Raw genomic sequence first — 23,991 nt, forward strand, 5'->3', positions numbered from 1 at the left:
TCAGGTGTGATGAATGTCGCGATCCTTGGTCTCTGGCATGAAGAAGATCCCTAGAATCGCCGTCATCACCGCGATGACAATCGGGTACCACAAGCCGTAGTAGATATCCCCTGTGGCCGCGACCATCGCGAACGCCACGGTCGGCAGGAAGCCGCCGAACCAGCCGTTACCGATGTGGTAGGGCAGCGACATCGAGGTGTAGCGGATGCGCGCCGGGAACAGCTCGACCAGCCACGCTGCAATCGGGCCGTAAACCATGGTCACGTAGATCACCAGTACGGTCAGCAGGAGCAAGACCATCGGGTAATTGGTCTTGGCCGGATCAGCCTTTTCCGGATAACCGGCCTCTTTCAGCGCGGTGCCGAGGCTGGCGGTGAAGGCGTCGTTGCGGGTCTTGAAGTCGGCGGCCGGCATGGCGGTGCCTTCGAAACTTTCGATGACTTTATCGCCAATGCGCACCTGGGCCACGGTGCCCGGTTCTGCCACCACGTTTTCGTACGGGATCGCCCGTTTGGCCAGGATGGTTTTCGCCAGATCGCAAGAACTGGTGAATTTGGCCTTGCCCACCGGATCGAACTGGAACGAGCACTGGTCAGGGCTGGCGACCACTTTGACCGGGTTCTTCTCCTGAGCGATGAAGACGTCGGGGTTACCGTACTGGGTCAGCGCGTGGAAGATCGGGAAGTAGGTCACCGCCGCCAGAATGCACCCGGCCATGATGATGCCCTTGCGCCCGATGCGGTCGGACAGGCTGCCGAAAATCACGAAGAACGGCGTGCCGATCAACAGCGAACCGGCGATCAGCAGGTTGGCGGTCTGCGGGTCGATCTTCAGGGTTTGCAGCAGGAAGAACAGCGCATAGAACTGCCCGGTGTACCAGACCACTGCTTGGCCGGCGGTGCCGCCGAGCAGGGCCATGATCACGATTTTCAGGTTGTCCCAACGGGCGAAGGATTCGGTCAGTGGCGCCTTCGAGGCCTTGCCTTCGGCCTTCATTTTCATGAACACCGGCGATTCGTTCAGTTGCAGACGGATGTACACCGACACGGCCAACAGCAGGATCGACAGCAAGAACGGAATCCGCCAGCCCCAGGCCTCGAACGCCTCGGTGCCCAGCGCGGTGCGGCAGGCCAGAATCACCAGCAACGACAGAAACAGCCCCAGCGTCGCGGTGGTCTGAATCCACGAGGTGAAATACCCGCGTTTGCCCTTCGGCGCATGCTCGGCCACATACGTCGCCGCGCCGCCGTACTCACCGCCCAGCGCCAGACCTTGCAGCAATCGCAGGGTAATCAGAATGATCGGCGCCGCGACCCCGATGGTCGCGTAACCCGGCAGGAAACCCACAATCGCCGTCGACACACCCATGATCACAATCGTGATCAGAAACGTGTGCTTGCGCCCGATCATGTCGCCCAACCGCCCGAACACCACCGCACCGAACGGCCGCACCGCAAAACCGGCGGCAAAGGCGAGCAGGGCGAAGATGAACGACGTGGTCTCGTTGACCCCGGCAAAGAAGTGCTTGGCGATGATCGCGGCGAGGGAGCCGTAAAGGTAAAAGTCGTACCACTCGAAGACCGTGCCTAAGGATGAAGCGAAGATGACCTTGCGCTCTTCTCGGCTGACGCTCTGGTGCGGGGCACTGCCGGTGGACATGCTGTCGAGTACGGCCATGGGGGTTCTCCGTCGTGCTTGTTGTTAGAGGCCGGAGCACTTCATCAACGTCGCGTACCCCGTGGCCTTTGGCTGATGCTGGAGCAGGTGTTTCGTGGAGCGTGCACAGACTCTCGACCTCGCGGGAGGGCGGGGTTTCTTTGAGCATAATTGGGATTGGGGGGATATCCAGTGGGGGGCGCTGGGTGTGGTCGAAGTGGAGCTGAATCGGTTGGTTCGGGGAGGGGATGAGTTAAATGAGCTTGCGTTCGTGGTTTTTATACTTATTCAGAATTTTGGTTGTTCTGAATAAGTATAAAAAACTGTCATTTATATCAGGTGTTGTTTTCTGTGTTTATGTTGATTCTTTGCTTGGTGGAAGGGGCGGAAAATAGATCTGTTCCCTTTGTTGTTTATATTGTCAGTTGGAGGGTGTGGTTGTGAAAAAATTACTGTTGATGAATCTTCCTTCGGAAGGATTGCTAACTGATTCAGAACTTCAAGCAAAGCTAAGGGAGGTGGGGGTTGTTTTTGATGCTATTCAGATCGATAGGTCAAAATCAAAGGCATTGGTATATGTGAATAATCCCGAAAAGCTGCGGGGAATCTTGGGGTCTGCCGAGGATGACGTCGTCGTTTCAGACTTTTCGGAACCGACATCGGCTTTGTTTGATCAAAAATATAATAGGAAGTACGCAGGTTTATTAGAAGAAAAGGGACAATTTTTAGTTGATGGCGAATAAACAAAAGGGAGCGCCCATTAGCCGGTCTCAAAATCAAAAGGGGAAAGATTTGTTTAAGAGCTAAAAAGGGAAAAGGGGACAGGCAAAAAGGGCAAAAAGGGGACGGCAAAAAGGGGGCAGATTTATTTAATCGCCCCCCCCCCCCCTTTTATGTTAAGAGCTGAAAATAAATCTGTCCCCTTTAATTTTGTCCCCTTTAATTTTAATTCCAGAATTTTGGTTGTTCTGAATAAGTATTAAAAAACTGTCATTTCTATCAGGTGTGGTTTTAGGCATTTATGTCGATACTTTTTCTGGTGGAGGGTCGGAAAATAAATCTGTCCCATTTGTTTGGTCCTTTTGTTTCTTGTTTTATTGTAGGGGTTGGTTATGCCTAAATTTTTGTTGCCAGATGTCCCATTAACAGCAACTTCCGAAAGTCTTACTTCTGCTTTGCGAAGGGTTGGAGTGATGGTGATAGGTGTTTCGATAGACAGGGAGGCTAGAAAGGCCACCGTTGAGTACGCGGACGTAGCTACAAGATCTTTCTCTGCAAAAAATAAAGCGCCAGATTTTGTTGAGTTGTCTTTGGAGCAGGAGATTCTGGAAACAGGTATAAAGGTAGTTGATCTATTGGCGCCATACAGTAGGTAAATCCGCATCACATTAACGCATCAAACAATCAAAGGGGACACCCATTAGCCGGTCTCAAGTCAAGGTTAAAAGCCACCGCGCCCTGCAGTTCTCAACTGCAGGGTTTGCCCTCCAACTCAACCTGATCGGTTGAACCCGTCGAACCCGTTTCCTCTTCATTGGCTACGAACGAGTCGTGCCAGACACCCATTTGGATCAAGCGGTAGCGATACGACCAGCACCGCCCTGGCAGCTAACTGCCCCAGAGAAACGTTGGTGCCGCCAATGCGTCCAAAACGTGTCACAGAACTGTGGCTCGTGCAAAACACACGTCCAGTCCCAACTGGCTCACCTGGCAGACGACCCGGTTACAACACACTCAGGCGGTGACGGTCGGTCGCCACTCAGATTTAGTGGTTCGAGCCCAGTCCCTTTTTGGTTGGCCAACCATCACCTCATTCGCCCATCAGGCGAAACAGCGTCTGGCATCAAAAGGCTGTTTCTCCTTCAGGATGTGATAACTCGCTCGCGCCAGCTTGTGTGCGAGTGCCTTGGTAGCGACCACGGCGTTGGTCTTGGCTTTCTTTTTCTCGAAAAAGCGTCTGGCATCCTCGCTGAAGCGCCGGGCGAAATTAGCCGCTTCGATATAAGCCCAGATCAAATAAGCGTTGCCGTTCTTGGCGTTGCCTTCACCTTTCTTTTTGCCGTTGGAGTAATGCGCACTTTTTACGCAGCGAGCGTAAGAGGCAAAGTGGCCTACGTCGGCAAAGCGCTCGATATTTCCGGTTTCCAGCATGATGACCGTGGCCAGCACTTCGCCAATTCCGGGCATCGTTTTCAACAAAGAAAACTCCGGGCGCAGATAGGCTTCGTGCAGTAATCGCTCTTCAAGAAAATCAATCTGGGTCTGCAATGCCTGAACAATGGCGACATTCGCTTTCATTGCCAGAGCCACATCCGCCGGCAGGCCCAGCCTGTCGACAGATGTGGCTGACAGCCCTTTGACTTCATTGCAGCTCAACCGCTGGCCAAACTGGCGCGCCATGATGTTCTCGACGGACAGAATGTGCTGAGTCCGACTGCGTACTAGTTGAATACGTTTACGTGCCAAATCTCGCAGCGCACGTTCTTGCGGCGGGTGGATATATCCCGTCGGTAAAATCCCGAGTCGCAGTAAATGCGCCAGGAACGCCGCATCATCTTTGTCATCGGCATGCTTCAAACCTTCGTAGCGTTTCATCGCCACAGGATGGGCCAGCTTCACCTCGAAGCCCGCCGCCTTAAGGCCATCGACCAACCAATACCAGTTGTAGGTGGACTCAACCACGACGCCAACCAATTCAGCACGGTGAGGCTCGAGCAACGAAAGGATTGGCGTTAGCTCGTTGGGGCAGCGTCGACTGACCAGTACTCGATCCGTTTCGTCGGTAACCACCACAACACTGTTGTTCGAATGCAGGTCTATGCCACAGAATTTCATCACGGCCTCCTACGCAAAAGACTAAGTTCGCACCTTGAATTTTGCGCCACCTCCGTGAGGTGGGGAGGCCGGCCAGATGATTCTCAGATTTATTTAATCGTCCCCTTTTATGTTAAGTACCTCTCTCTGGTCGTCCTCGCACTCTGAAATGAACGCGTCTCCCGGTGAATTTCTCGATTTCGTCGACGAATCTCGTATCGCCGGTAAGTTGCCCCCGCTGAAGAGCTGCCCTTATGAGTTGTAATTCATTTGAGGGGGTAGCCCCCTCGATAAACGACTTGTAGCGTTCATGCCGTATGGCGTCGGTGGGTCCTAATTGAAGGAAACAAGGATCCTTATCCAGCCATGAAGTTTTTGAGAAGTCGCGCAGGCGTAGCGCGAAACTTGACCAACGATAGTCTTCAGCGCGCGCAACCATATTGGCTCGCACCGGGTTTAGCTCTATGTAACGACTGCAAGCCAATAGATAGGTGTCGGACTGAACGACGCTGGACTTGTAGCGGCTTTCCCACAGCGTGCCACTCCGCCCCTCAACCTTGTTGCGGTACCGCGTCATCCGCCCGACGATGGCTTTCATGAGCTGTCCAAGGTTGGACGTAGTTTCTCCTGGGGCGAGAAGTAAGTGGACATGATTGGTCATCAAGCAGAATGCATAAACTTTTATACCTAATGCTTCTTTAAGCTCGCGCAGGTCGGAGAGGTAGCGCTCAAAGTCTGCTGGCTCGGCGAAAACGACCTGCCTGTTGTGGCCCCGTTGCACGATGTGGTGCGGGTAGTGGGGTAGTACGATGCGTCCGGTTCTGGGCATGAGTCTTCCTGCGTCCTTGTTTTGACGCGTGAAGTTTAGAAGGTGGCGAGGCTTAGGCTGGCTGGATGTGTCAGAGAATGAAGGAAAAAGGGGACACCCATTAGCCGGTCTCAAGTCAAGGTTAAAAGCCACCGCGCCCTGCAGTTCTCAACTGCAGGGTTTGCCCTCCAACTCAACCTGATCGGTTGAACCCGTCGAACCCGTTTCCTCTTCATTGGCTACGAACGAGTCGTGCCAGACACCCATTTGGATCAAGCGGTAGCGATACGACCAGCACCGCCCTGGCAGCTAACTGCCCCAGAGAAACGTTGGTGCCGCCAATGCGTCCAAAACGTGTCACAGAACTGTGGCTCGTGCAAAACACACGTCCAGTCCCAACTGGCTCACCTGGCAGACGACCCGGTTACAACACACTCAGGCGGTGACGGTCGGTCGCCACTCAGATTTAGTGGTTCGAGCCCAGTCCCTTTTTGGTTGGCCAACCATCACCTCATTCGCCCATCAGGCGAAACAGCGTCTGGCATCAAAAGGCTGTTTCTCCTTCAGGATGTGATAACTCGCTCGCGCCAGCTTGTGTGCGAGTGCCTTGGTAGCGACCACGGCGTTGGTCTTGGCTTTCTTTTTCTCGAAAAAGCGTCTGGCATCCTCGCTGAAGCGCCGGGCGAAATTAGCCGCTTCGATATAAGCCCAGATCAAATAAGCGTTGCCGTTCTTGGCGTTGCCTTCACCTTTCTTTTTGCCGTTGGAGTAATGCGCACTTTTTACGCAGCGAGCGTAAGAGGCAAAGTGGCCTACGTCGGCAAAGCGCTCGATATTTCCGGTTTCCAGCATGATGACCGTGGCCAGCACTTCGCCAATTCCGGGCATCGTTTTCAACAAAGAAAACTCCGGGCGCAGATAGGCTTCGTGCAGTAATCGCTCTTCAAGAAAATCAATCTGGGTCTGCAATGCCTGAACAATGGCGACATTCGCTTTCATTGCCAGAGCCACATCCGCCGGCAGGCCCAGCCTGTCGACAGATGTGGCTGACAGCCCTTTGACTTCATTGCAGCTCAACCGCTGGCCAAACTGGCGCGCCATGATGTTCTCGACGGACAGAATGTGCTGAGTCCGACTGCGTACTAGTTGAATACGTTTACGTGCCAAATCTCGCAGCGCACGTTCTTGCGGCGGGTGGATATATCCCGTCGGTAAAATCCCGAGTCGCAGTAAATGCGCCAGGAACGCCGCATCATCTTTGTCATCGGCATGCTTCAAACCTTCGTAGCGTTTCATCGCCACAGGATGGGCCAGCTTCACCTCGAAGCCCGCCGCCTTAAGGCCATCGACCAACCAATACCAGTTGTAGGTGGACTCAACCACGACGCCAACCAATTCAGCACGGTGAGGCTCGAGCAACGAAAGGATTGGCGTTAGCTCGTTGGGGCAGCGTCGACTGACCAGTACTCGATCCGTTTCGTCGGTAACCACCACAACACTGTTGTTCGAATGCAGGTCTATGCCACAGAATTTCATCACGGCCTCCTACGCAAAAGACTAAGTTCGCACCTTGAATTTTGCGCCACCTCCGTGAGGTGGGGAGGCCGGCCAGATGATTCTCAGATTTATTTAATCCTCGTTGGTTTCGGACGCTTTGGATCACGTTACGTTTAAGAATCAATGGAGAAAAAGTGAGCGGATTTATTTAATCGTATTCGCAGCCTCTTATAATTATTCAGTGTTTTGGTTGTTCTGAATCAGTATTAAAAACTGTTATTTCTATCAGGTGAGATTGCGGCTATTTGCGTTGATACTTTGATTGTGGGTGCGCAGAAATAAATCTGTCCCCTTTGATTCTTTGGTTGTGATTTGATTGTGATTCTTTGATTGGGAGGAGAGTGATCATGGTACGTGAAGAGGGCAAGAGATATTCAAGCAGTACTTTGTCGGGTTTTGGAAGCGAGCAAGAGGTTAGAGACGAATTTTCGAGGAACTATCAGCGGGTGCCAGTGGAAGTGGTACGTGAAGGTTCAGATTATGTGGTTTATTTTGAAGATGAGAATGGGGTGGAATATTTCAGAAGGAATAGTACCATTTCAGGAAATATTACATTCAAGCGGTAGGTTTACACCTATTTCAACCTCAAAACGCCCGGTGCATCGCATCGGGCGTTTAATCAAATGGAGGGAAAAGGGGACGGAAAAAGAATCAAATGGGGACAGATTTATTTAATCGTCCCCTTTTATGTTACGTACCTCTCTCTGGTCGTCCTCGCTCTCTGAAATGAACACGTCTCCCGGTGATTTTTTCAACTTCGTCGACGAATCTAGTATTGCCGGTCAGTTGCCCCCGCTGAAGTGCTCCCCTTATGAGTTGTAATTCCTTTGAGGGGGTGGCCCCCTCGATAAACGACTTGTAGCGTTCATGCCGTATGGCGTCGGTGGGTCCTAATTGAAGGAAACAAGGATCCTTATCCAGCCATGTAGTTTTTGAGAAGTCGCGCAGGCGTAGCGCGAAACTTGACCAACGATAGTCTTCTGCGCGCGCAACCATATTGGCTCGCACGGGGTTTAGCTCTATGTAACGACTGCAAGCCAATAGATAGGTGTCGGACTGAACGACGCTGGACTTGTAGCGGCTTTCCCACAGCGTGCCACTCCGCCCCTCAATCTTGTTGCGGTACCGCGTCATCCGCCCGGCGAGGGCTTTCATGAGCTGGCCGAGGTTAGACGTAGTTTCTCCTGGGGCGAGAAGCAAGTGGACATGATTGGTCATCAAGCAGAATGCATAAACTTTTACACCTAATGCTTCTTTGAGCTCGCGCAGGTCGCAGAGGTAGCGCTCAAAGTCTGCTGGTTCGGCGAAAACAACCTGCCTGTTGTGGCCGCGCTGCACGATGTGGTGCGGGTAGTGGGGTAGCACGATGCGTCCGGTTCTGGGCATGAGTCTTCCTACGTCCTTGTTTTGACGAATGAAGTTTAGAAGGTGGCCAGGCTGAGACAGGAAGGATGTGTCAGAGGATGTATCCGCTTGGGCTGAGGGGGATTAATTAAGTCTGTTCCCGTTGCCTCTTATGGTTATTCAGAATTTTGGTTGTTCTGAATAGGTATTAAAAACTGTCATTTCTATCAGGTGTGATTGCGGCTGTTTGTGTTGATGCTTTACTTGTGGGAGTGCAGAAAATAAAGCTGTCCCCTTTTAAGTTTTATTTTGCTATTTTCATTTGTAGGAGTGTTTGTGATGGATGAGTATGTTTCCGAGTCGACACTGATACCCGAGATGCCGGATTTGTTTGAGCGGTTGGAGCTTAATGTGGACTATGAAATTACATTCAAAGATAAAGAGGCTCTTGTAGGTCAGCTGTCTTTAGATGTGAATGAGGGTAGGTGGGAGGCAAGTATTTATTCGGTGAAGCTGGGGAGGCGTCGTACTTTTCAACCCGATGAGGTTTTATCAGTAACCAGGCTCGGAGTAGGGCTGATATGGAGTTCAGGAGAATTTCTCTAGTCGGCAATGTTGCAGATTATATAGCTATGAGAGGTTCGATTTATTTAAATGCTCTGTTGGGTTGTGATGAGTTTCGATTAAATAAGTCTGTCCCGAATGGCACTTACTTAACAGCTAACCGATTGAGCTGAAAGCAAAAAGGAAGAAGGGCTGGCCTTGGTCTACGGTGATAGTTGCGAACACACACCAGAAAACCAAGGACACAGCCCACATGGATCGTAGACGCCAAATTCTCCAGCATCAACAGCAACGTTTTCGCCGCCATGCTTCGAATTGTGATGCCTATGCTTTTTTCAACCTGCTCACGGCTCCCGAGTTGCTGCAGCGCGTTGAGTCAGCACTGCCAGAGCATCGGGAGCGCTTGTATCCGCCAACGGAAACTCTGTCGATGTTCCTGGCTCAAGCGATGAGCGCCGATCGCTCCTGCCAGAATGCCGTCAACGATTTCTCCATCAAGCGATCCTGTAGCGGCATGAAACCCAATAGCACTCGCACGGGCGCTTTCTGTAAGGCCAGGCAACGCTTGCCGGTAGAAATGGTTTCCATGCTGGTTCGACAGACCGGTTCGTCTATCAGTGATCAGGCGCCGCCTTCATGGCGATGGATGGGGCGACCTGTACGCCTTGTCGACGGGACAACCGTCTCGATGCCCGATACGGCTGCGAATCAGGGGGCCTATCCGCAATCTCGCGGGCAGAAAGTTGGCCTTGGTTTTCCGTTGTGTCGAGTGGTGGGCCTCGTTTGCCTCTCCAGTGGCGCCGTTTTAGATGCCGCACTTGGACGTTTCCGAGGTAAGGGCGGCGACGAACAGACGCTGCTCAGATCAATGCTCGGCACGTTGAAAACAGGCGACATCTTGTTGAGCGACGCTTACTACGCGACCTATTTTCTGCTGTGCGAGTTGCAGCGACGAGGTATCGATGGCGTGTTCGAACAATATGGCGCGCGACGGCGCAGCACGGACTTTCGTCTGGGCCAAAGTCTCGGTTCGGAAGACCACTTGATCGAATTGAAAAAGCCCGAAAGAAGGCCGCCCTGGATGAGTCAAACACATTACGAACAGGCCCCTGGAAGGCTGATAGTGCGAGAGTTGAAGACTGGCGGAAAAACGTTGGTGACCACCTTGCATTGCCCGAAGCAGACACCCAAAACAGCTCTCAAATCGCTGTACAAGGGGCGATGGCATGTCGAGTTGGACTTGCGAAATCTCAAGGCCACGCTGGGCCTTGGAAGGTTGAGCTGCAAAACCCCGGGCATGGCCGTCAAGGAGTTATGGGTCTATCTGTTGGCCCACAATCTGATCCGAATGCTCATGGCCCAATCGGCTCTCTTAGCGGACTGCTTACCTCGCGAACTGAGCTTCAAACACAGCCTTCAGCTATGGCTGGCGCTACGACAATATGGGAGTCCTGAAGACGAGGATGGTCTGGCGAACTTACTGATGCTGATAGCGCAAAGACGTGTTGGAAATCGACCTGGTCGTATCGAACCGCGAGCCATAAAACGAAGACCTCAGGCCTACCCCTTGCTGACCAAGTCACGTCGGTCAGCAAGGGTTGAGGTCAGGAAAAACGGGCATGCTAAACATGTTAAGTAAGTGCCATTCGGGACAGATTTATTTAATCGTATTTGCTGCCTCTTATAATTATTCAGTGTTTTGGTTGTTCTGAATCAGTATTAAAAACTGTTATTTATATCAGGTGAGATTGCGGCTATTTGCGTTGATACTTTGATTGTGGGTGCGCAGAAATAAATCTGTCCCCTTTAATTTCACTTTAATTTCCTTTAATTTCGTCCCCTTTAATTTCTACGTGCTTCCTGACTCGATACGAAGAAAAAGTGACGCGGGATTAGCAGCGTCACTTTTTTGTTATTCCGTTGGCACTACATTATCCAACACCTGATTCACCGCCAGTTCCGCCAGCATCACGATCTGCGCGATGCCTTGCGCTGTCTTGCGGTGGGGGCCTTCGAGGAGGTCTACGAAGTTGTTGAGCATGACGTTGGCCGAACCGAGGGTTTCGACGGCGTCGGCGAGCAGGGATTCGTTGTTGCTGGCCGGGTTGGCCTGGTAGAGGCGGTTGGGGGAGTAGGGCGCGGCCATCATTTGGGCTGAGATCGGGCCGAGGTGGTAGTCGAGGGCGCGGTTGGCGGCTTCGTTGAATTTCTTCGAATCAGGGCATTCGTAGGGGGAAGTCGGGCCGGTGATGCTGGCCGGTTCGGTGACCGGAGGATTTGGCGTAACTTTGAACATTGAGTCTTCCTTCTATCAGTAGAGCTGCAACCATCTCGCTACTAAACGAAGGGGGTGGCAGCTGTGCGCAAGTTAGTAGACCGGCAGAAGACTCAAACCCGGCGCATCCGAAGATGCCATGCGCACAGCCACCATCAAGACCAGGCGGACGCCTGATTGAATACGCTTGTGCAAACCGTAAGTCTTCTAAGCCGGGCTACTAAACCCGATCACTGCGAATCAGTGACCCGATCCAAGTTACCGGCCGACCCCAAGGCGCACAAGCCGGCGGATTCTGGCGTAGCCGTAGGCTCTGGCGCAAGGATTTGTGGGCAATTGCGCGTAACTTCAGGTGTCTCTAAACACAACCATCGAAACATGTTTATCGGCCTACAAAACACTCTGAAACATCCGTCATAAACCAACCCGAAAAACCACCATGGCTTCAAACCCGCCGCCGTGTCTGTAAACTGGCCGCCCGAAACGGCGCGCGATGGCGCCGTCCTCACTGCCAGCGAAGGACTTTCCCATGGCCAACCAAGACATCACCTACACCCCGGATCCGGATGCAGACTCGATCTCTTCGGACGTGACCGAATTCAACGGCATCCTGATGTCGACCCAGATTCCGACCCGTGCCGACGGCAGCCTGGAACTGGGCGACGTCACCGCGCAAAGCGAATGCACGTTGCAGGCGCTGAAACTGGCGCTGGAAAAGGCCGGCAGCTCGATGGACCGCGTGTTGCACCTGACCATTTACCTGACCGATATGGCTGATCGCGCCGCGTTCAACGAGGTGTACAAGCGCTTCTTCGCCAAGCCTTGGCCGGTGCGCGCGGCGGTAGGCGTGGCGGCGCTGGCGGTTGAAGGAATGAAGGTGGAAGTGACTGCGATGGCCGCCAAGGCCTGAGTTTGCGGTTCGGTTTGGCAGTCCTGCTCTGAGCAGGGCTGCCACCCGGCAGCACAGGCGTGCCGCCCACGCGTTTCGCGGCTACAATGCGCGCCTCAACCGTGACAGCCTGACTAAAAACTATATATGTCCTTGCCCAAACATCACCTGGAACTGCTCAGCCCCGCCCGTGACGTGGCCATCGCCCGCGAGGCCATCCTGCATGGCGCCGACGCGGTGTACATCGGCGGCCCGAGCTTCGGTGCGCGCCACAACGCGTGCAACGAGGTGAGCGAAATCGCCGAACTGGTGGAATTTGCCCGTCGCTATCACGCGCGCATCTTCACCACCATCAACACCATCCTGCACGACAACGAACTGGAGCCGGCGCGCAAGCTGATCCATCAGTTGTACGACGCTGGCGTCGATGCGCTGATCGTCCAGGATCTGGGCGTGATGGAGCTGGACATTCCACCCATCGAGCTGCACGCCAGCACCCAGACCGATATCCGCACCCTTGAGCGGGCCAAGTTCCTCGATCAGGCCGGTTTCTCGCAACTGGTACTGGCCCGTGAACTGAACCTCAAGGAGATCCGCGCGATCGCCGATGAAACCGATGCCGCCATCGAGTTCTTCATTCACGGCGCGTTGTGCGTGGCGTTCTCCGGTCAGTGCAACATTTCCCACGCGCAGACCGGGCGCAGCGCCAACCGTGGCGACTGCTCCCAGGCCTGCCGTCTGCCGTACACCCTGAAAGACGAAAAGGGTGGCGTGATCGCCTACGAAAAACACCTGCTGTCGATGAAGGACAACAACCAGAGCGCCAACATCCGCGCGCTGGTCGAGGCCGGTGTGCGTTCGTTCAAGATCGAAGGTCGCTACAAGGACATGGGCTATGTGAAGAACATCACCGCCTATTACCGCCAGCGCCTCGACGACGTGCTCAACGACCGTCCGGACCTGGCCCGCGCTTCCAGCGGCCGCACCGCGCATTTCTTCATGCCGGACCCGGAAAAGACCTTCCACCGTGGCAGCACCGACTACTTCGTCAGCGAGCGCAAGATCGATATCGGCGCCTTCGATTCGCCGACCTTCACCGGTCTGGCGGTGGGCACGGTCGAGAAAGTCGGCAAGCGTGACATGCAGGTCATCACTCACGAGCCGCTGTCCAACGGCGACGGCCTCAACGTGCTGGTCAAGCGCGAAGTGGTGGGTTTCCGCGCCAACATCGCCGAAGCCAAGGGCGAGTTCGAGGAAGAAGGCGAGAAGCGCTACCGCTATCGCGTCGAGCCGAACGAAATGCCGGAAGGCCTGTACAAGCTGCGCCCGAATCACCCGCTGAACCGCAACCTCGACCACAACTGGCAGCAGGCCTTGCTCAAGACCTCTGCCGAGCGTCGTATCGGCGTGAGCTGGCTGGCGAAACTGCGTGAAGAGCGTCTGGAACTGACCGTGACCAGCGAAGAGGGCATCAGCGCCAGCGTCGCGCTGGACGGCCCGTTCGGCGTCGCCAACAAACCGGAGCAGGCGCTGGACACCTTGCACGATCTGCTCGGCCAACTCGGCACCACCGAGTACCACGCGACCTCGATCAAACTGGATGCGCCGCAAGCGTTCTTTATCCCGAACTCGCAGCTCAAGTCGTTGCGCCGTGAAGTGATCGAAGCGCTGACCGCTGCCCGCGTTGCCGCCCACCCGCGCGGTTCGCGCAAGGCCGAGACCACGCCACCGCCGGTGTACCCGGAAGCGCATCTGTCGTTCCTGGCCAACGTCTACAACCAGAAGGCCCGCGACTTCTACCACCGTCACGGCGTGAAGCTGATCGACGCCGCGTACGAGGCTCACGAAGAGGCGGGCGAAGTGCCGGTGATGATCACCAAGCATTGCCTGCGGTTCTCCTTCAACCTGTGCCCGAAACAGGCCAAAGGCGTGACCGGCGTGAAAACCAAAGTCGCGCCAATGCAACTGATTCACGGCGACGAAGTGCTGACCCTGAAGTTCGACTGCAAGCCGTGCGAGATGCACGTGATCGGCAAGATGAAGGGCCACATCCTGAATCTGCCGCAGCCGGGCAGTGTGGTGGGGCATATCAGCCCTGAAGACCTGATGAAGACCATTCCTCGGGCTCCACATTGATTAGCAGGCAATAAAAAACCGGTGACGAAAGTCACCGGTTTTTTATTGCCTGCCAGAAACTCAATTGGTTTCGAAGCGCGATCCTGTTTGCGGCGCTGCTTCGCCACTCAACGCATCGACCATCGGCGGATGCTCCTGTGCTGCCTGACGCAGATCTTCGGTCACCCGCAGCTCTGCGCCAGTTGGCGAGAACGTCGCTGCCGCCGCAAACGGCGCCGGGTTGGCCGGCACCGGACGCTTGCCGCGACGCCAGAAGAAGAACGTCACCATGGCCAGGTTGACCAGCGCGAAGGCCCAGAACAGGCCGGTTTCGCCATGGGCGTTCATCGCAGGGGAGATCAGCAGCGGGCTCATCGCCGAGCCCAGCGAGTTGATCAGCAACATGCCCTGAATCATCGGCACCAGGGTTTCGACCGGCGCACGGTCGGCAGCGTGGCTGACCGCCACCGGGTACAGCGCGAACACCCCGCCGCCCAGCAGGAACAGCATCGCCGCGAGCATGGCCGAGGACAGCGGCACCAGCACGATCACCAGCGACAGCACGGTGCACGCGGCGCACAGCACGGTCAGCACTTGCAGGCGATCCTTGCGATCGGACCAGCGCCCGACCGGGTATTGCAGCAGCATCGCGCCCAGAATCGTCCAGGCCATCATGCTGCCGACTTCGCCGACGTTCAGGCCGATGCGCTGCAGGTACAGCGGCAGCAGGGTGTAGATCGCCGCGATGGTGACGCCGGAGCCGAAGCAGCCGACCAGCCCGGTGGGCGACACGCCCAGCAGCGCCCGTGGTTTGAGCGGTTCGACCTGTTCCAGCAACGGCGAAACGCGCGGCAGGATTACGATCGGCAGCACCGACAATGTCGCGAGCATGCCGGCGACCATGAACGGCGCCGTGTCGCCCAGCCCGGTGATTTTCCCCAGAAACGCCTGACCCAGTACCCCGGCGCCGTAGAGAACGATCATGTACAGCGCCAGCAGACGGCCGCGAATCTTCGCGTCACCGGCCAGCAGCAGCCAGCTCTCGATCACCAAAAACACGCCGACCGTGGCCCAGCCGTTGATCAGGCGCAGCACGACCCAGCCCCAGGTGTCATAAAACAGGCCTTGCAGCAGGATGGTCGCGGCGATCAGCGAGGCGAAGCTGCTGTAGGCGCGGATGTGGCCGATGCGCAGGATCAGCCGGTCGTTGAAGATCGCGCCGAGCGTCAGGCCGGCGAAATAGGCCGAGGACACGATGCCGATCATCGTCGCCGATTCGCCGGCAGCGCCCAGGCGCAGGGTGGTCAAGGAAGACAGAAAGCCGTTGCCCAGGGCAACAATGAATAGCCCGAGCAGGGGCGCCAGCGCCATGGCCAGCAAACGCGGTGTCATAAAAACCTCAAGTGATCGAACAGCGGAACGTGCGCCTCTGCGCATGCGAGTGCCAAGCCGAAGTGTGTTGAAGACAAACGACCGCCGAACGGGCAGGACGATTGAGCCAGGCTGACTTCGTGAAAGTCGCCGGCTGTTCAAACCTGAGGGTTGTCATGGCTGCGGGCAGGCGCCGTTCGGGCGACTGCAAGAGGAGGCGCGATTTTAAGCCTTGTGTAGCGTTTGCCAAGGTGCCGGGCCTGCGACGTTGGGACGCAGGCAGGATCGATAACCCCAGCGCATTCATTGCCCGAATGAAAAGTCGCTGTATCGATCCGGTTTCCCTCGTTAGCCTGTGCGGTCGAATCGCGATTTTGATCCAGAGGCAATGATGCAGATAAGAGGCGAGCGTGCCGCCACGGCGTGCGGGCTGTTGGCGATTGTGTTGTGGAGCACCGCCGCCGGGTTGATCAGGGGCGTCAGTGAACATTTCGGCCCTCTGGGCGGGGCGGCGATGATTTACACCCTGGGGGCGATCCTGCTGGCGATGTTTCTCGGGCGACCGCGTCTTCGTTCCACGTCAACACTTTATCTCCTGCTCGGCAGCGGGTTGTTCGTTGCCTATGAGGTGTGTCTGGCTTTGGCGCTGGGGTTTGCCAGTGACCGGCAACAGGCGATCGAACTGGGCGTGGTCAATTACCTGTGGCCGTGCCTGACCGTGGTGCTGGCGATTTTCATGAACGGCCAGAAAACCCGCTGGTTCATCGTTCCCGGCAGTGCGCTCGCGCTGTTTGGCATTCTCTGGGTGGTCAGTGGTCAGGGCCTCTCGCTGCCGGGGATTATCGCCAACGTCAATTCCAATCCACTGAGTTACAGCCTGGCGCTGGCCTGTGCGATCACGTTTGCGCTGTATTGCAACGTCACGCGCCGCTATGCCAACGGGCAGAGTCTGGTGGTGCTGTTTTTCGTGCTGACGGCCATTGTGCTGTGGGTGAAGTGGAGCTTCAGCAGTGAACGGATTTCCGCCTTCACCCTGGGCAACTCCCTCGAACTGATCGCCACCGGCATCGCCATGGCCGGCGGTTATGCGCTGTGGAACATCGGCATCCTGCGCGGCAATCTGACCTTGCTGGCGACCGCGTCCTACGGCGCGCCGGTTTTGTCGTCGGCGTTCGCCGCGCTGTGGCTGGGTGTCAGTCTGCAGATGCAGTTCTGGCAGGGCGCGGTGCTGGTGACCGTAGGTTCGCTGCTTTGCTGGTACGCGACGCGGCAACGTCAGTTTTCCTGAAAAACCGGCGTTGCCGCGCAGGGCGGTCAGCCCACCGACTTCAACGGAATCGGTCCCTTGAGCCGGTCCATCATTGTCGCGCAGTACCAGTCGTCGAACTGGCAGACGCCGGTTTCCGCCGTTTCCGAGTACGGCCCCGGCTCATAGGACGGGGACGTCACGCCGCGCTGGGTGCCTTCGACCAGTGTGCGGTCCTGATCGTTGGTGGCGACCCAGACTTTGGTCAGGCGTTCGAGGTCGTAGTCCACGCCTTCCACCGCCGTGTCGGGCACCAGCCATTTGGTGGTGACCATGGTTTGCGTGGCGCTGATCGGCAATACGCGGAAGCTCAGCGCATGGTCGCCGAGGAAGTGGTTCCAGGTGGACGGGTAATGGAAGTAGAGCAGGGCGCCGATGTCCGGTTCGGCGGTTTTGTCCAGACGCCCGTTCACCGCAGGCTTGCCGTCCATGGTGTAGCTGACGGCCCCTGACGACAGCGGAATGCGGGTCATGCGGTACTGGCCGTTGATGTCCATCACCAGGCGACTTGGCAGACCGGCCTTCTCGCAAGTGTTCCAGTAGGCCGACAACTGTGGGTCGTCTTCGCCGCTGAGTCCGCCTACCGACAGGTTGTCGACGAAGGATTTCAGCAGCTCCGGGTGGGAACCGTCGCAGTGGTAGCACTCGCGGTTGTTTTCGAACACCAGTTTCCAGTTACCGTTCTCGATGATGGTCGACTCGAACGCCACTTTGCAGTTGTCCAGATAATGCGGGGCAATGAACGGGCTGACGGCTTTGCGAAAGCCTTCGAAGTCCGGCGCCTTGGCGGCAACGCAGACATAGATGTAGCTGTGCACGATCTCGCAATGCACGGACTTGAGGTTGTATTGGGTCTTGTCGAAATCCTGGCCCATGTTGCCGGCGAACAGCAGGTTGCCGTCCAGCTCGTAGGTCCATTTGTGATAGGGGCAGACCATCTTCGCGACCTTGCCGTGCTCGTGTTCGCAGATCTTGGCGCCGCGATGGCGGCAGGCGTTATGAAACGCCCGGACTTCGCCATCCTTGCCGCGCACCACGGCGACCGGGTAATCGCCGATCTGCAGGGTGAAGTACTGGCCGGGTTTGGAAATTTCGAAGGTGTGCCCGGCGAAAATCCAGTCCTTGTGCCAGATCTGTTCGAGGTCCTGGCGGTAGACGTTTTCATCCTTGTAGAGGGCGCCCGGCAGCGAATGCCAGGGTTTGCGTTGGGCGATCAGGTCAAACACGGTGTCTTTATTGTTCATTGTTATCCTCGTCATGCGCGTAGGGCCGGAACAGGTCCAGCCTATCTGTGCCGGGAAAGCCGTCACAAACGACATTTCCTGCGGGCAATCGATGCGTTGCGGTTATGGGTGAGGGCGTCCGAAGATCGGCTCAAGCGTGGCGATGGCCGACGCAGACTGGTCCAGATTGCGAATCGCCCGTTTCACCGCGAGGCTGCGTTCATGGCCGAGGCTTGAGGCGAACAGGTCGAATTTCTGCTCCAGTTCTTCGCGGCTCAGGGCCGTTTCGGGATCGCCGCGTGCGGCGGTGATCGGGCTGACGAGCACGTTGCCGTTTTTCAGGGTGACGGTGACGCGCGAGAGAATTTCATTGGGGAATCGCGCGGAAATATCGGCCGCCTCGACGATCTCGATGCGTGCGCTCAAGGCGCGAATGTCGGCGGCGTGGATCGATTCGCCGGTGACTTCGTCCGGCCCGAGTTTGCCCCTGACGATCAGCGCCGCCAGCGGAAACGCCAGGGCGTATTGCGCCTGATCGGCATCCGCCGGGGTGTGACCTTGCAGGCACATCGATTCGTAGAAGGTCTCGACGCGGATGGTCTCGATCACCTCGGCGTTGAGCGCAGGATGATCCTGTTGCAGTTGCAGCATCGCGGTCAGCGCCGGTTGCGCCCAGCGGCACACCGGCCAGGGTTTGAAATACTGGCTGTCGATTTCCCAACGCTGTCCAAGGTCGAGCCAGTGCTCGGCGACCGAAGCATCCTCGACGGTTTCCGCCGGCGCGCCGGTCACGCCTTCCTTGGCCATCAACAGCGCATTCAACCCGACAAAAGCGCCGCTGCCGTGGGCGTCGCGCAACATGGTCGGAAACGCGATCAGGCGCATCATCGGGCAACGGGCGCTGAAGTACTCGGCGATGCCCAGGGCGTGGCGAAAGGTCGGCTCGTCAAAACCCAGCAAACGGGCGCCGGCGCAGACCACGCCAATCGCCGAAAAGCCGCCGGATGCGTGGTAGGTCGGGGAGGTCGCCATCAGCGCCGTTCCGGCGCGCAGTCCGGTTTCATAGCCGATGCACAACGCAGTCAACAGCTCATGCCCGCTGACGTTTTTGCCTTGGTGATGCATGGCATCAGCGAGGGCGAGCAGGGCCGGCACCACGGTCGCGCCGGCGTGGCCCTTGGATCGGAAATGACCTTCGTGGGCATCGAGGCTGTCGGCGGAAAAACCGCCGGCCCAACCTGCGCCCAGCAGGTTCACACGCTGACCGTCGAACAACAGACGGCTGCCGTACTCGCCGGCGGGGTAATGGGAAATGGCGAAACGGCGTAGCGCCACACTGGTGTCATTGGACGCGGCACCGGCCATGACGCCGACGATATCCAGCAGGCTGTTTTGCAGGATCTCCCGGGTCTTGGCCGGGGCCTGGAGGAAATCAAAGTCGCGGCAGAATTCGTAGAGTGACATTCAACAATTCCTTCCTGTGAGGGGAGCCGGCCAGATCCCGGCCGGCGCCGCTCCACAATGAGTCAGGAAGGTTGTGCGGCTCCAACGACATTTTCGTCGGGCAATTGATAACCAAATCGATGGCTAACGACGGGGAAACTTCGACAGGATCCACTCACGAAACCGGCGCAAGGAGTCTTCGTTGTCCGCATTTTCCCGGCAGGCCAGGTAGTGCCAGCTGTTGCGCAACTGGACTTCCTGTTCGATCGGGCGCACCAGCAAGCCCTGTTGCACCAGCGGTGCGACCAGATGATTCCAGCCCAGCGCGATGCCTTGATGGGTGAGCACCATGCTGATCAGCAGGTTGTAGTCGTTGGCATTGAAAATCTGCGGACTGGTTGCCGGGCGGTCATCGATATCGATGGCCTGAAACGCCAGCCACACGCCCCAGTCAACATGCTCGGCGACTTGCGAGCGCCCGTAGGGGCTGAGGTTGAGCAGGGCCGAATCGCGCACACCCTCGATGGTTGAAATCTCCGGATGCTGCTCCAGATACTGCGGCGTGCACACCGGGTAGATCAGGTCATGGCACAACGGGTAGCTGCGATAGCCTTCGCGGATGCGCGAAATCTTGGTGATGAACACGTCGGGCTGCACGCCCGGTTCCATGGTCAGGAAGTTCTGGGTGGTGATCAGGTTCAGCTCGATGCCTTCGCTCTGGGCGAAGAACTCGGGCAGATGATTCGACAGCCACAGCGCAGAGAACGCCGGGGAGCAGCAGATGGTCAGCACCTTCTTGACCGACTGACTGCTGCGGATGCGCTCGGCGGCCTGGGCGATGTTGACGAATGACAGCTGCGCGGCATCGAAAAACAGCGCACCCGCCGAGGTGAGCTCGACGGCGCGTCCGACGCGGGTGAACAACTGCGCGCCCAGGTAGCTTTCCAGTTCGCGGATCTGCCGGCTGATCGCGGCCTGGGAAACGCACAATGCTTCGGCGGCGCGGGTGAAACTCTGGTACTTCGCGGCCGCGACAAATGCCTTTACGGCCCTCAAGGACGGCATCTTCAGCAAGATAGTGTCGGGGTCGACATGCTTGGTCATTCGTACGGCCTCCTGATGTTGCGGCTTGCGGGCGAAGCGCGACGAGGGTAACGGAAGCCTGCGGTCAGGGATACGCCAGCGTCGCTGCAAGGATAGTCCCGGTCGCGGATGAGCGATGTCTGTCTCGTTACGTCGGCGCTGGCGCGATCCATAACCCGACGTTATCAACATGTCCCTGTAAATGTCGTTGGATTAAGCAGGGGGATGCTAATAAATTTGAAACGTCCCTCGTTCCTGGGGTCCCAAAAATAATAAAAGGAAACCCGTCGTGACGACATATAACTATTACCGCTGCCGCTCTAAACCAGTTTCGCTCGATTGCATATTGTTTGAACCCGAATATGCACTACGCGATGGAGGCAAGGTATGACTCGCTCCGACGAAATAATTTGCGTAAAGAATGTTTATAAAGTCTTCGGTACTCAGCCAGCACTGGCCATGAAGTTGATCGAAGAAGGCGCATCGAAAGCGGAAGTTTTCAAAAAGACCGGCCAGGCCATCGGTGTATTCGATGCCAACTTCTCGGTCAAGCGCGGCGAGATCTTTGTCATCATGGGTTTGTCTGGTTCCGGCAAATCGACCATGGTCCGACTGTTCAATCGCCTGATCGAACCGACCTCCGGCAGCATCTTTCTCAATGGCCGGGAAATCACCGGCCTGGGCGACAAGGACCTGTTGCAGGTGCGCCGCAAAGACATGGGCATGGTGTTCCAGTCGTTTGCCCTGATGCCGCACATGAGCGTCATCGACAACGTCAGCTTCGGCCTGGAAATCAGTGGTGTCAGCGAAAAGGAACGCTACTGCCGGGCCATGGGCGCCCTTGAGCAAGTCGGGCTTTCCGGGCAGGAAATGTGCTTCCCTCATCAGCTCTCCGGCGGCATGCAGCAACGGGTCGGCCTGGCCCGCGCCCTGGCCAACGATCCAGCCATCCTGCTGATGGATGAAGCGTTCTCCGCGCTCGATCCGATGATCCGCAGCGAAATGCAGGGCGAGCTGATCAAGCTTCAGGCCGAGCAGGATCGCACCATCATTTTCATCTCCCACGACATTGAAGAAGCCGTCCGCATCGGTCACCGCATTGCGATCATGGAGGGCGGGCGCGTGGTGCAGATCGGCACGCCGCGTGAGCTGCTGTGCAACCCGGTGAACAAATATGTGCGGGACTTCTTCAACGGTTTCGACACCAGCCGCATATTGCGCGCCGGCGATATCGCACAAGCCGATTCGGGCATTGTTTATGAGCCGGGTCGTCAAACTCCGATAAAGGCTGACGCTTCCTTGCGCGAGATCTTTCATCTAGTTGCGGCATCTTCAACACCGATGCCGGTAGTGGATGAAGTTGGACTTTATAAAGGCTCGATCTCACAGGGGCACCTATTAAGTTGCCTGGGTAATAGCTGAGCGTCCATTTAACAGAGTTCCTGTTTAACAAGAATGATCACGCAGTACGCAAGTGCGAGGTAGCGTCATGTCCGACTTTAACTTTCTGGATCCCTTCCAGAGTTTGAATATTCCGCTGGGATCGTGGGTTGAAACCGCCCTTAAATACCTGGTGCATAACTTCCGGGATGTCTTCCGCTCGATTCGCTGGCCGGTCGATCAGGTGCTCGACGGCGTCCAGTGGGGGCTGCTTTCGTTGCCGCCGACGGTGTTCATCATCATCGCCGGGTTGATCAGCTGGCAGATTGGCGGCAAACGCATCGCGATCTTCAGCGTGGCGACTCTGACCGGGCTCGGACTGATCGGCGTATGGAACGACGCGATGGTCACCCTGGCACTGGTGCTGACCTCGCTGTTGTTCTGCGCGGTGATCGGGATTCCGCTGGGCATTCTCTGCGCCCGCAGCGACCGCACGGAAATGGTCATCCGCCCGGTGCTCGATGCCATGCAGACCCTGCCGGCGTTCGTCTACCTGGTGCCGGTGGTGATGCTGTTCGGCATCGGCAATGTGCCCGGTGTGATCGTCACGATCATCTTTTCCGTCGCGCCGCTGGTGCGCCTGACCAACCTCGGCATCCGTCAGGTGCCGGCGGACAAGGTCGAGGCGGCGCGGGCCTTTGGCTGCACACCGATGCAGATGCTGATGAAGGTTCAATTGCCGCTGGCCGCGCCGACCATGATGGCCGGCTTGAACCAGACGCTGATGCTGTCGCTGTCGATGGTGGTGGTCGCCTCGATGATTTCGGTCGGCGGGCTGGGGCTGATGGTGCTCAGCGGCATCGGTCGCCTCGACATGGGCCTGGCCAGTGTCGGCGGAGCAGGGCTGGTGTTGCTGGCGGTGTTCCTCGATCGCCTGACCCAGGCCATGGGTGAACGCAGCAGCGATCTGGCCACCGGGCAGCGCTGGTATGAGAGCGGGCCGGTCGGCCTGGTCATGAAGTTGAAGAAAAAGAAGAACGTTGCTCGTGCGGTCATTAACTGAACCTTTCTGCTCACCGATCAAAACTCCAAAGCGTGGTGAAACATGAAACTGGCAAATCTCAAGAAAAGCGTCATGGCGGGTGTGGTTGCTTCAATCATGGGCACGATCCTGTGCTCGGCAGCGTTCGCGGCTGACGCCAGCAAACCGGGCGCCGGTGTGTCGATCACGCCGATTTTCCCGACCATCGCTGAAGAGCGCTTTCGCGGCGAAGTGGTGATCGCCGGGCTCAAGGAACTGGGCTACGACGTCAAACAGCCGAAGGAGACCGACTACCCGGCGATGTTCCTGGCGCTGTCCTACGGCGACGCGGATTTCACCGTGCATGAGTGGGAGCACTTGCACGAAGCCTTTTATGAAAAGGCCGGCGGCGATGACGTGATGGTCAAGGTCGGGCAGATCATGAAAGGCGTGCTGCAGGGTTACCTGATCGACAAGAAAACCGCAGACGCCTATCACATCAAGGATCTGTCGGATTTGAAGAAGCCGGAGATCGCCAAGCTGTTCGACAGCAACGGCGACGGCAAGGCCGATCTGACCGGTTGCAACCCGGGCTGGGGCTGCGAAGTGATGGTCGAGCACCACATGAAGGCTTACGGCCTGGAGCCGACCGTCGTCGACAACCGCGGCTCGTACTTCGCGTTGATGGCCGACACCATCGCCCGCTATCAGCAAGGCAAACCCGTGCTGTTCTTCACCTGGGTGCCGCAGTGGATTTCCAGCGTGCTGGTCGAAGGGCGCGACGTGGTCTGGCTGCCGGTGCCGTACACCGACCTGCCTGACGGCAAGGAAAGCAAGGACACCTTCTACGAAGGCAAGAACCTTGGCTTCCCGGTTGACATGGTCAACGTTGTCATGAACAAGGAGTTCGCCGAGAAGAATCCGGTGGCCCGCAAGTTCCTCTCCGAAGTCAGCATCAGCACCGCCGACGAAAGTGCGCAGAACCTGAAGATGCAGCAGGGCGAGAAGTCCCTGGCCGACATCAAGCGCCACGCTGCCGAGTGGATCAAGGCCCACCAGCAAAGTTACGACGGCTGGCTGAGCGATGCGCGGGCGGCGGCCAAGTAAACGGGTAGTTCTTGTTCCAAGTGACGGTTATCGGG

The 23,991-nt window shown here is 56.9% G+C and carries 20 protein-coding genes; 10 read left to right on the forward strand and 10 right to left on the reverse strand.

Annotated elements, in window-relative coordinates; translation table 11 throughout:
* Positions 1 to 1,677 (reverse strand): MFS transporter, encoded by a 1,677-nt coding sequence (locus tag QR290_RS13565; protein WP_289205182.1) that lies wholly within the window; start codon positions 1,675 to 1,677, stop codon positions 1 to 3.
* Positions 1,678 to 2,096: 419 nt separating this feature from the next.
* Between QR290_RS13565 and QR290_RS13570 the strand changes: the two genes are divergently transcribed.
* Complete coding sequence (locus QR290_RS13570) at positions 2,097 to 2,399, forward strand: hypothetical protein (RefSeq protein ID WP_162803813.1); 303 nt, start codon at positions 2,097 to 2,099, stop codon at positions 2,397 to 2,399.
* A gap of 1,078 nt (positions 2,400 to 3,477) precedes the next feature.
* Here the strand turns inward: QR290_RS13570 and QR290_RS13575 are convergent.
* The 3 genes from QR290_RS13575 to QR290_RS13585 form a co-directional block, all read right to left on the reverse strand.
* Positions 3,478 to 4,491 (reverse strand): IS110 family transposase, encoded by a 1,014-nt coding sequence (locus tag QR290_RS13575; protein ID WP_289203971.1) that lies wholly within the window; start codon positions 4,489 to 4,491, stop codon positions 3,478 to 3,480.
* A gap of 112 nt (positions 4,492 to 4,603) precedes the next feature.
* A complete protein-coding gene (locus tag QR290_RS13580; protein WP_115077559.1) occupies positions 4,604 to 5,299 on the reverse strand; it encodes a transposase in 696 nt (231 codons plus the stop codon).
* A 501-nt stretch (positions 5,300 to 5,800) separates the two neighbouring features.
* Complete coding sequence (locus QR290_RS13585) at positions 5,801 to 6,814, reverse strand: IS110 family transposase (RefSeq protein WP_289203971.1); 1,014 nt, start codon at positions 6,812 to 6,814, stop codon at positions 5,801 to 5,803.
* 368 nt (positions 6,815 to 7,182) lie between these two features.
* Here QR290_RS13585 and QR290_RS13590 point away from each other — a divergent pair, with 368 nt between their 5' ends.
* Positions 7,183 to 7,401: a hypothetical protein gene (locus QR290_RS13590; RefSeq protein ID WP_162803814.1), complete on the forward strand. Its 219-nt coding sequence runs from the start codon at positions 7,183 to 7,185 to the stop codon at positions 7,399 to 7,401.
* A gap of 124 nt (positions 7,402 to 7,525) precedes the next feature.
* On the opposite strand, the gene QR290_RS13595 is transcribed toward QR290_RS13590, so the two are convergent.
* Complete coding sequence (locus tag QR290_RS13595) at positions 7,526 to 8,221, reverse strand: transposase (RefSeq protein ID WP_289205183.1); 696 nt, start codon at positions 8,219 to 8,221, stop codon at positions 7,526 to 7,528.
* A gap of 297 nt (positions 8,222 to 8,518) precedes the next feature.
* Here QR290_RS13595 and QR290_RS13600 point away from each other — a divergent pair, with 297 nt between their 5' ends.
* Both QR290_RS13600 and QR290_RS13605 read left to right on the forward strand, forming a co-directional pair.
* Positions 8,519 to 8,785, forward strand: coding sequence for a hypothetical protein (locus tag QR290_RS13600; RefSeq protein WP_115077561.1), 267 nt, complete (start codon positions 8,519 to 8,521; stop codon positions 8,783 to 8,785).
* A gap of 211 nt (positions 8,786 to 8,996) precedes the next feature.
* Positions 8,997 to 10,382 carry an IS4 family transposase gene (locus QR290_RS13605; RefSeq protein ID WP_289205184.1) on the forward strand — a complete coding sequence of 462 codons (1,386 nt, stop codon included), beginning with the start codon at positions 8,997 to 8,999 and terminating at the stop codon, positions 10,380 to 10,382.
* Positions 10,383 to 10,655: 273 nt separating this feature from the next.
* Here QR290_RS13605 and QR290_RS13610 read toward each other — a convergent pair whose 3' ends face one another.
* Positions 10,656 to 11,039: a DUF6124 family protein gene (locus QR290_RS13610; RefSeq protein WP_289205185.1), complete on the reverse strand. Its 384-nt coding sequence runs from the start codon at positions 11,037 to 11,039 to the stop codon at positions 10,656 to 10,658.
* 508 nt (positions 11,040 to 11,547) lie between these two features.
* Between QR290_RS13610 and QR290_RS13615 the strand changes: the two genes are divergently transcribed.
* Both QR290_RS13615 and QR290_RS13620 read left to right on the forward strand, forming a co-directional pair.
* Positions 11,548 to 11,928: a RidA family protein gene (locus QR290_RS13615; protein WP_289205186.1), complete on the forward strand. Its 381-nt coding sequence runs from the start codon at positions 11,548 to 11,550 to the stop codon at positions 11,926 to 11,928.
* A 126-nt stretch (positions 11,929 to 12,054) separates the two neighbouring features.
* Positions 12,055 to 14,043 carry a peptidase U32 family protein gene (locus QR290_RS13620; RefSeq protein WP_085708386.1) on the forward strand — a complete coding sequence of 663 codons (1,989 nt, stop codon included), beginning with the start codon at positions 12,055 to 12,057 and terminating at the stop codon, positions 14,041 to 14,043.
* 60 nt (positions 14,044 to 14,103) lie between these two features.
* On the opposite strand, the gene QR290_RS13625 is transcribed toward QR290_RS13620, so the two are convergent.
* A complete protein-coding gene (locus tag QR290_RS13625) occupies positions 14,104 to 15,414 on the reverse strand; it encodes an MFS transporter (RefSeq protein WP_115077563.1) in 1,311 nt (436 codons plus the stop codon).
* Positions 15,415 to 15,784: 370 nt separating this feature from the next.
* On the opposite strand from QR290_RS13625, the gene yddG reads away from it, so the two are divergent.
* Positions 15,785 to 16,681 carry an aromatic amino acid DMT transporter YddG gene (gene yddG, locus QR290_RS13630; protein ID WP_115077564.1) on the forward strand — a complete coding sequence of 299 codons (897 nt, stop codon included), beginning with the start codon at positions 15,785 to 15,787 and terminating at the stop codon, positions 16,679 to 16,681.
* 26 nt (positions 16,682 to 16,707) lie between these two features.
* Here yddG and QR290_RS13635 read toward each other — a convergent pair whose 3' ends face one another.
* The 3 genes from QR290_RS13635 to QR290_RS13645 all read right to left on the reverse strand — a co-directional run bounded on the left by QR290_RS13635 (position 16,708) and on the right by QR290_RS13645 (position 20,469).
* A complete protein-coding gene (locus tag QR290_RS13635) occupies positions 16,708 to 17,943 on the reverse strand; it encodes an aromatic ring-hydroxylating oxygenase subunit alpha (protein WP_289205187.1) in 1,236 nt (411 codons plus the stop codon).
* 102 nt (positions 17,944 to 18,045) lie between these two features.
* Positions 18,046 to 19,386 (reverse strand): MmgE/PrpD family protein, encoded by a 1,341-nt coding sequence (locus QR290_RS13640; protein WP_289205188.1) that lies wholly within the window; start codon positions 19,384 to 19,386, stop codon positions 18,046 to 18,048.
* A gap of 123 nt (positions 19,387 to 19,509) precedes the next feature.
* Positions 19,510 to 20,469 carry a LysR family transcriptional regulator gene (locus tag QR290_RS13645; RefSeq protein ID WP_289205189.1) on the reverse strand — a complete coding sequence of 320 codons (960 nt, stop codon included), beginning with the start codon at positions 20,467 to 20,469 and terminating at the stop codon, positions 19,510 to 19,512.
* 366 nt (positions 20,470 to 20,835) lie between these two features.
* Between QR290_RS13645 and QR290_RS13650 the strand changes: the two genes are divergently transcribed.
* From QR290_RS13650 to proX, 3 genes are all read left to right on the forward strand, one after another.
* A complete protein-coding gene (locus tag QR290_RS13650) occupies positions 20,836 to 21,870 on the forward strand; it encodes a quaternary amine ABC transporter ATP-binding protein (protein WP_289205190.1) in 1,035 nt (344 codons plus the stop codon).
* 67 nt (positions 21,871 to 21,937) lie between these two features.
* Positions 21,938 to 22,891: a glycine betaine/L-proline ABC transporter permease ProW gene (gene proW, locus QR290_RS13655; protein ID WP_007955402.1), complete on the forward strand. Its 954-nt coding sequence runs from the start codon at positions 21,938 to 21,940 to the stop codon at positions 22,889 to 22,891.
* Positions 22,892 to 22,933: 42 nt separating this feature from the next.
* Entirely contained in the window at positions 22,934 to 23,956 is a 1,023-nt protein-coding gene (proX, locus tag QR290_RS13660; protein WP_289205191.1) for a glycine betaine/L-proline ABC transporter substrate-binding protein ProX, read from the forward strand.
* Positions 23,957 to 23,991 lie beyond the last annotated feature (35 nt).

It is taken from the genome of Pseudomonas fluorescens (genome assembly GCF_030344995.1).
In the GTDB taxonomy this organism is placed as follows: Bacteria; Pseudomonadota; Gammaproteobacteria; order Pseudomonadales; family Pseudomonadaceae; genus Aquipseudomonas; species Aquipseudomonas fluorescens_BF.

What these genes read in the sequence shown, in the direction of transcription:
- QR290_RS13590 (WP_162803814.1), top strand. Translation starts at nt 7,183, where the DNA reads ATGGTACGTGAAGAGGGCAAGAGATATTCAAGCAGTACTTTGTCGGGT.
- QR290_RS13615 (WP_289205186.1), top strand. Translation starts at nt 11,548, where the DNA reads ATGGCCAACCAAGACATCACCTACACCCCGGATCCGGATGCAGACTCG.
- QR290_RS13605 (WP_289205184.1), top strand. Translation starts at nt 8,997, where the DNA reads ATGGATCGTAGACGCCAAATTCTCCAGCATCAACAGCAACGTTTTCGC.
- QR290_RS13610 (WP_289205185.1), bottom strand. Translation starts at nt 11,039, where the DNA reads ATGTTCAAAGTTACGCCAAATCCTCCGGTCACCGAACCGGCCAGCATC.
- QR290_RS13635 (WP_289205187.1), bottom strand. Translation starts at nt 17,943, where the DNA reads ATGAACAATAAAGACACCGTGTTTGACCTGATCGCCCAACGCAAACCC.
- QR290_RS13650 (WP_289205190.1), top strand. Translation starts at nt 20,836, where the DNA reads ATGACTCGCTCCGACGAAATAATTTGCGTAAAGAATGTTTATAAAGTC.
- proW (WP_007955402.1), top strand. Translation starts at nt 21,938, where the DNA reads ATGTCCGACTTTAACTTTCTGGATCCCTTCCAGAGTTTGAATATTCCG.
- yddG (WP_115077564.1), top strand. Translation starts at nt 15,785, where the DNA reads ATGCAGATAAGAGGCGAGCGTGCCGCCACGGCGTGCGGGCTGTTGGCG.
- QR290_RS13565 (WP_289205182.1), bottom strand. Translation starts at nt 1,677, where the DNA reads ATGGCCGTACTCGACAGCATGTCCACCGGCAGTGCCCCGCACCAGAGC.
- proX (WP_289205191.1), top strand. Translation starts at nt 22,934, where the DNA reads ATGAAACTGGCAAATCTCAAGAAAAGCGTCATGGCGGGTGTGGTTGCT.
- QR290_RS13585 (WP_289203971.1), bottom strand. Translation starts at nt 6,814, where the DNA reads ATGAAATTCTGTGGCATAGACCTGCATTCGAACAACAGTGTTGTGGTG.
- QR290_RS13600 (WP_115077561.1), top strand. Translation starts at nt 8,519, where the DNA reads ATGGATGAGTATGTTTCCGAGTCGACACTGATACCCGAGATGCCGGAT.
- QR290_RS13580 (WP_115077559.1), bottom strand. Translation starts at nt 5,299, where the DNA reads ATGCCCAGAACCGGACGCATCGTACTACCCCACTACCCGCACCACATC.
- QR290_RS13625 (WP_115077563.1), bottom strand. Translation starts at nt 15,414, where the DNA reads ATGACACCGCGTTTGCTGGCCATGGCGCTGGCGCCCCTGCTCGGGCTA.
- QR290_RS13620 (WP_085708386.1), top strand. Translation starts at nt 12,055, where the DNA reads ATGTCCTTGCCCAAACATCACCTGGAACTGCTCAGCCCCGCCCGTGAC.
- QR290_RS13645 (WP_289205189.1), bottom strand. Translation starts at nt 20,469, where the DNA reads ATGACCAAGCATGTCGACCCCGACACTATCTTGCTGAAGATGCCGTCC.
- QR290_RS13640 (WP_289205188.1), bottom strand. Translation starts at nt 19,386, where the DNA reads ATGTCACTCTACGAATTCTGCCGCGACTTTGATTTCCTCCAGGCCCCG.
- QR290_RS13575 (WP_289203971.1), bottom strand. Translation starts at nt 4,491, where the DNA reads ATGAAATTCTGTGGCATAGACCTGCATTCGAACAACAGTGTTGTGGTG.
- QR290_RS13595 (WP_289205183.1), bottom strand. Translation starts at nt 8,221, where the DNA reads ATGCCCAGAACCGGACGCATCGTGCTACCCCACTACCCGCACCACATC.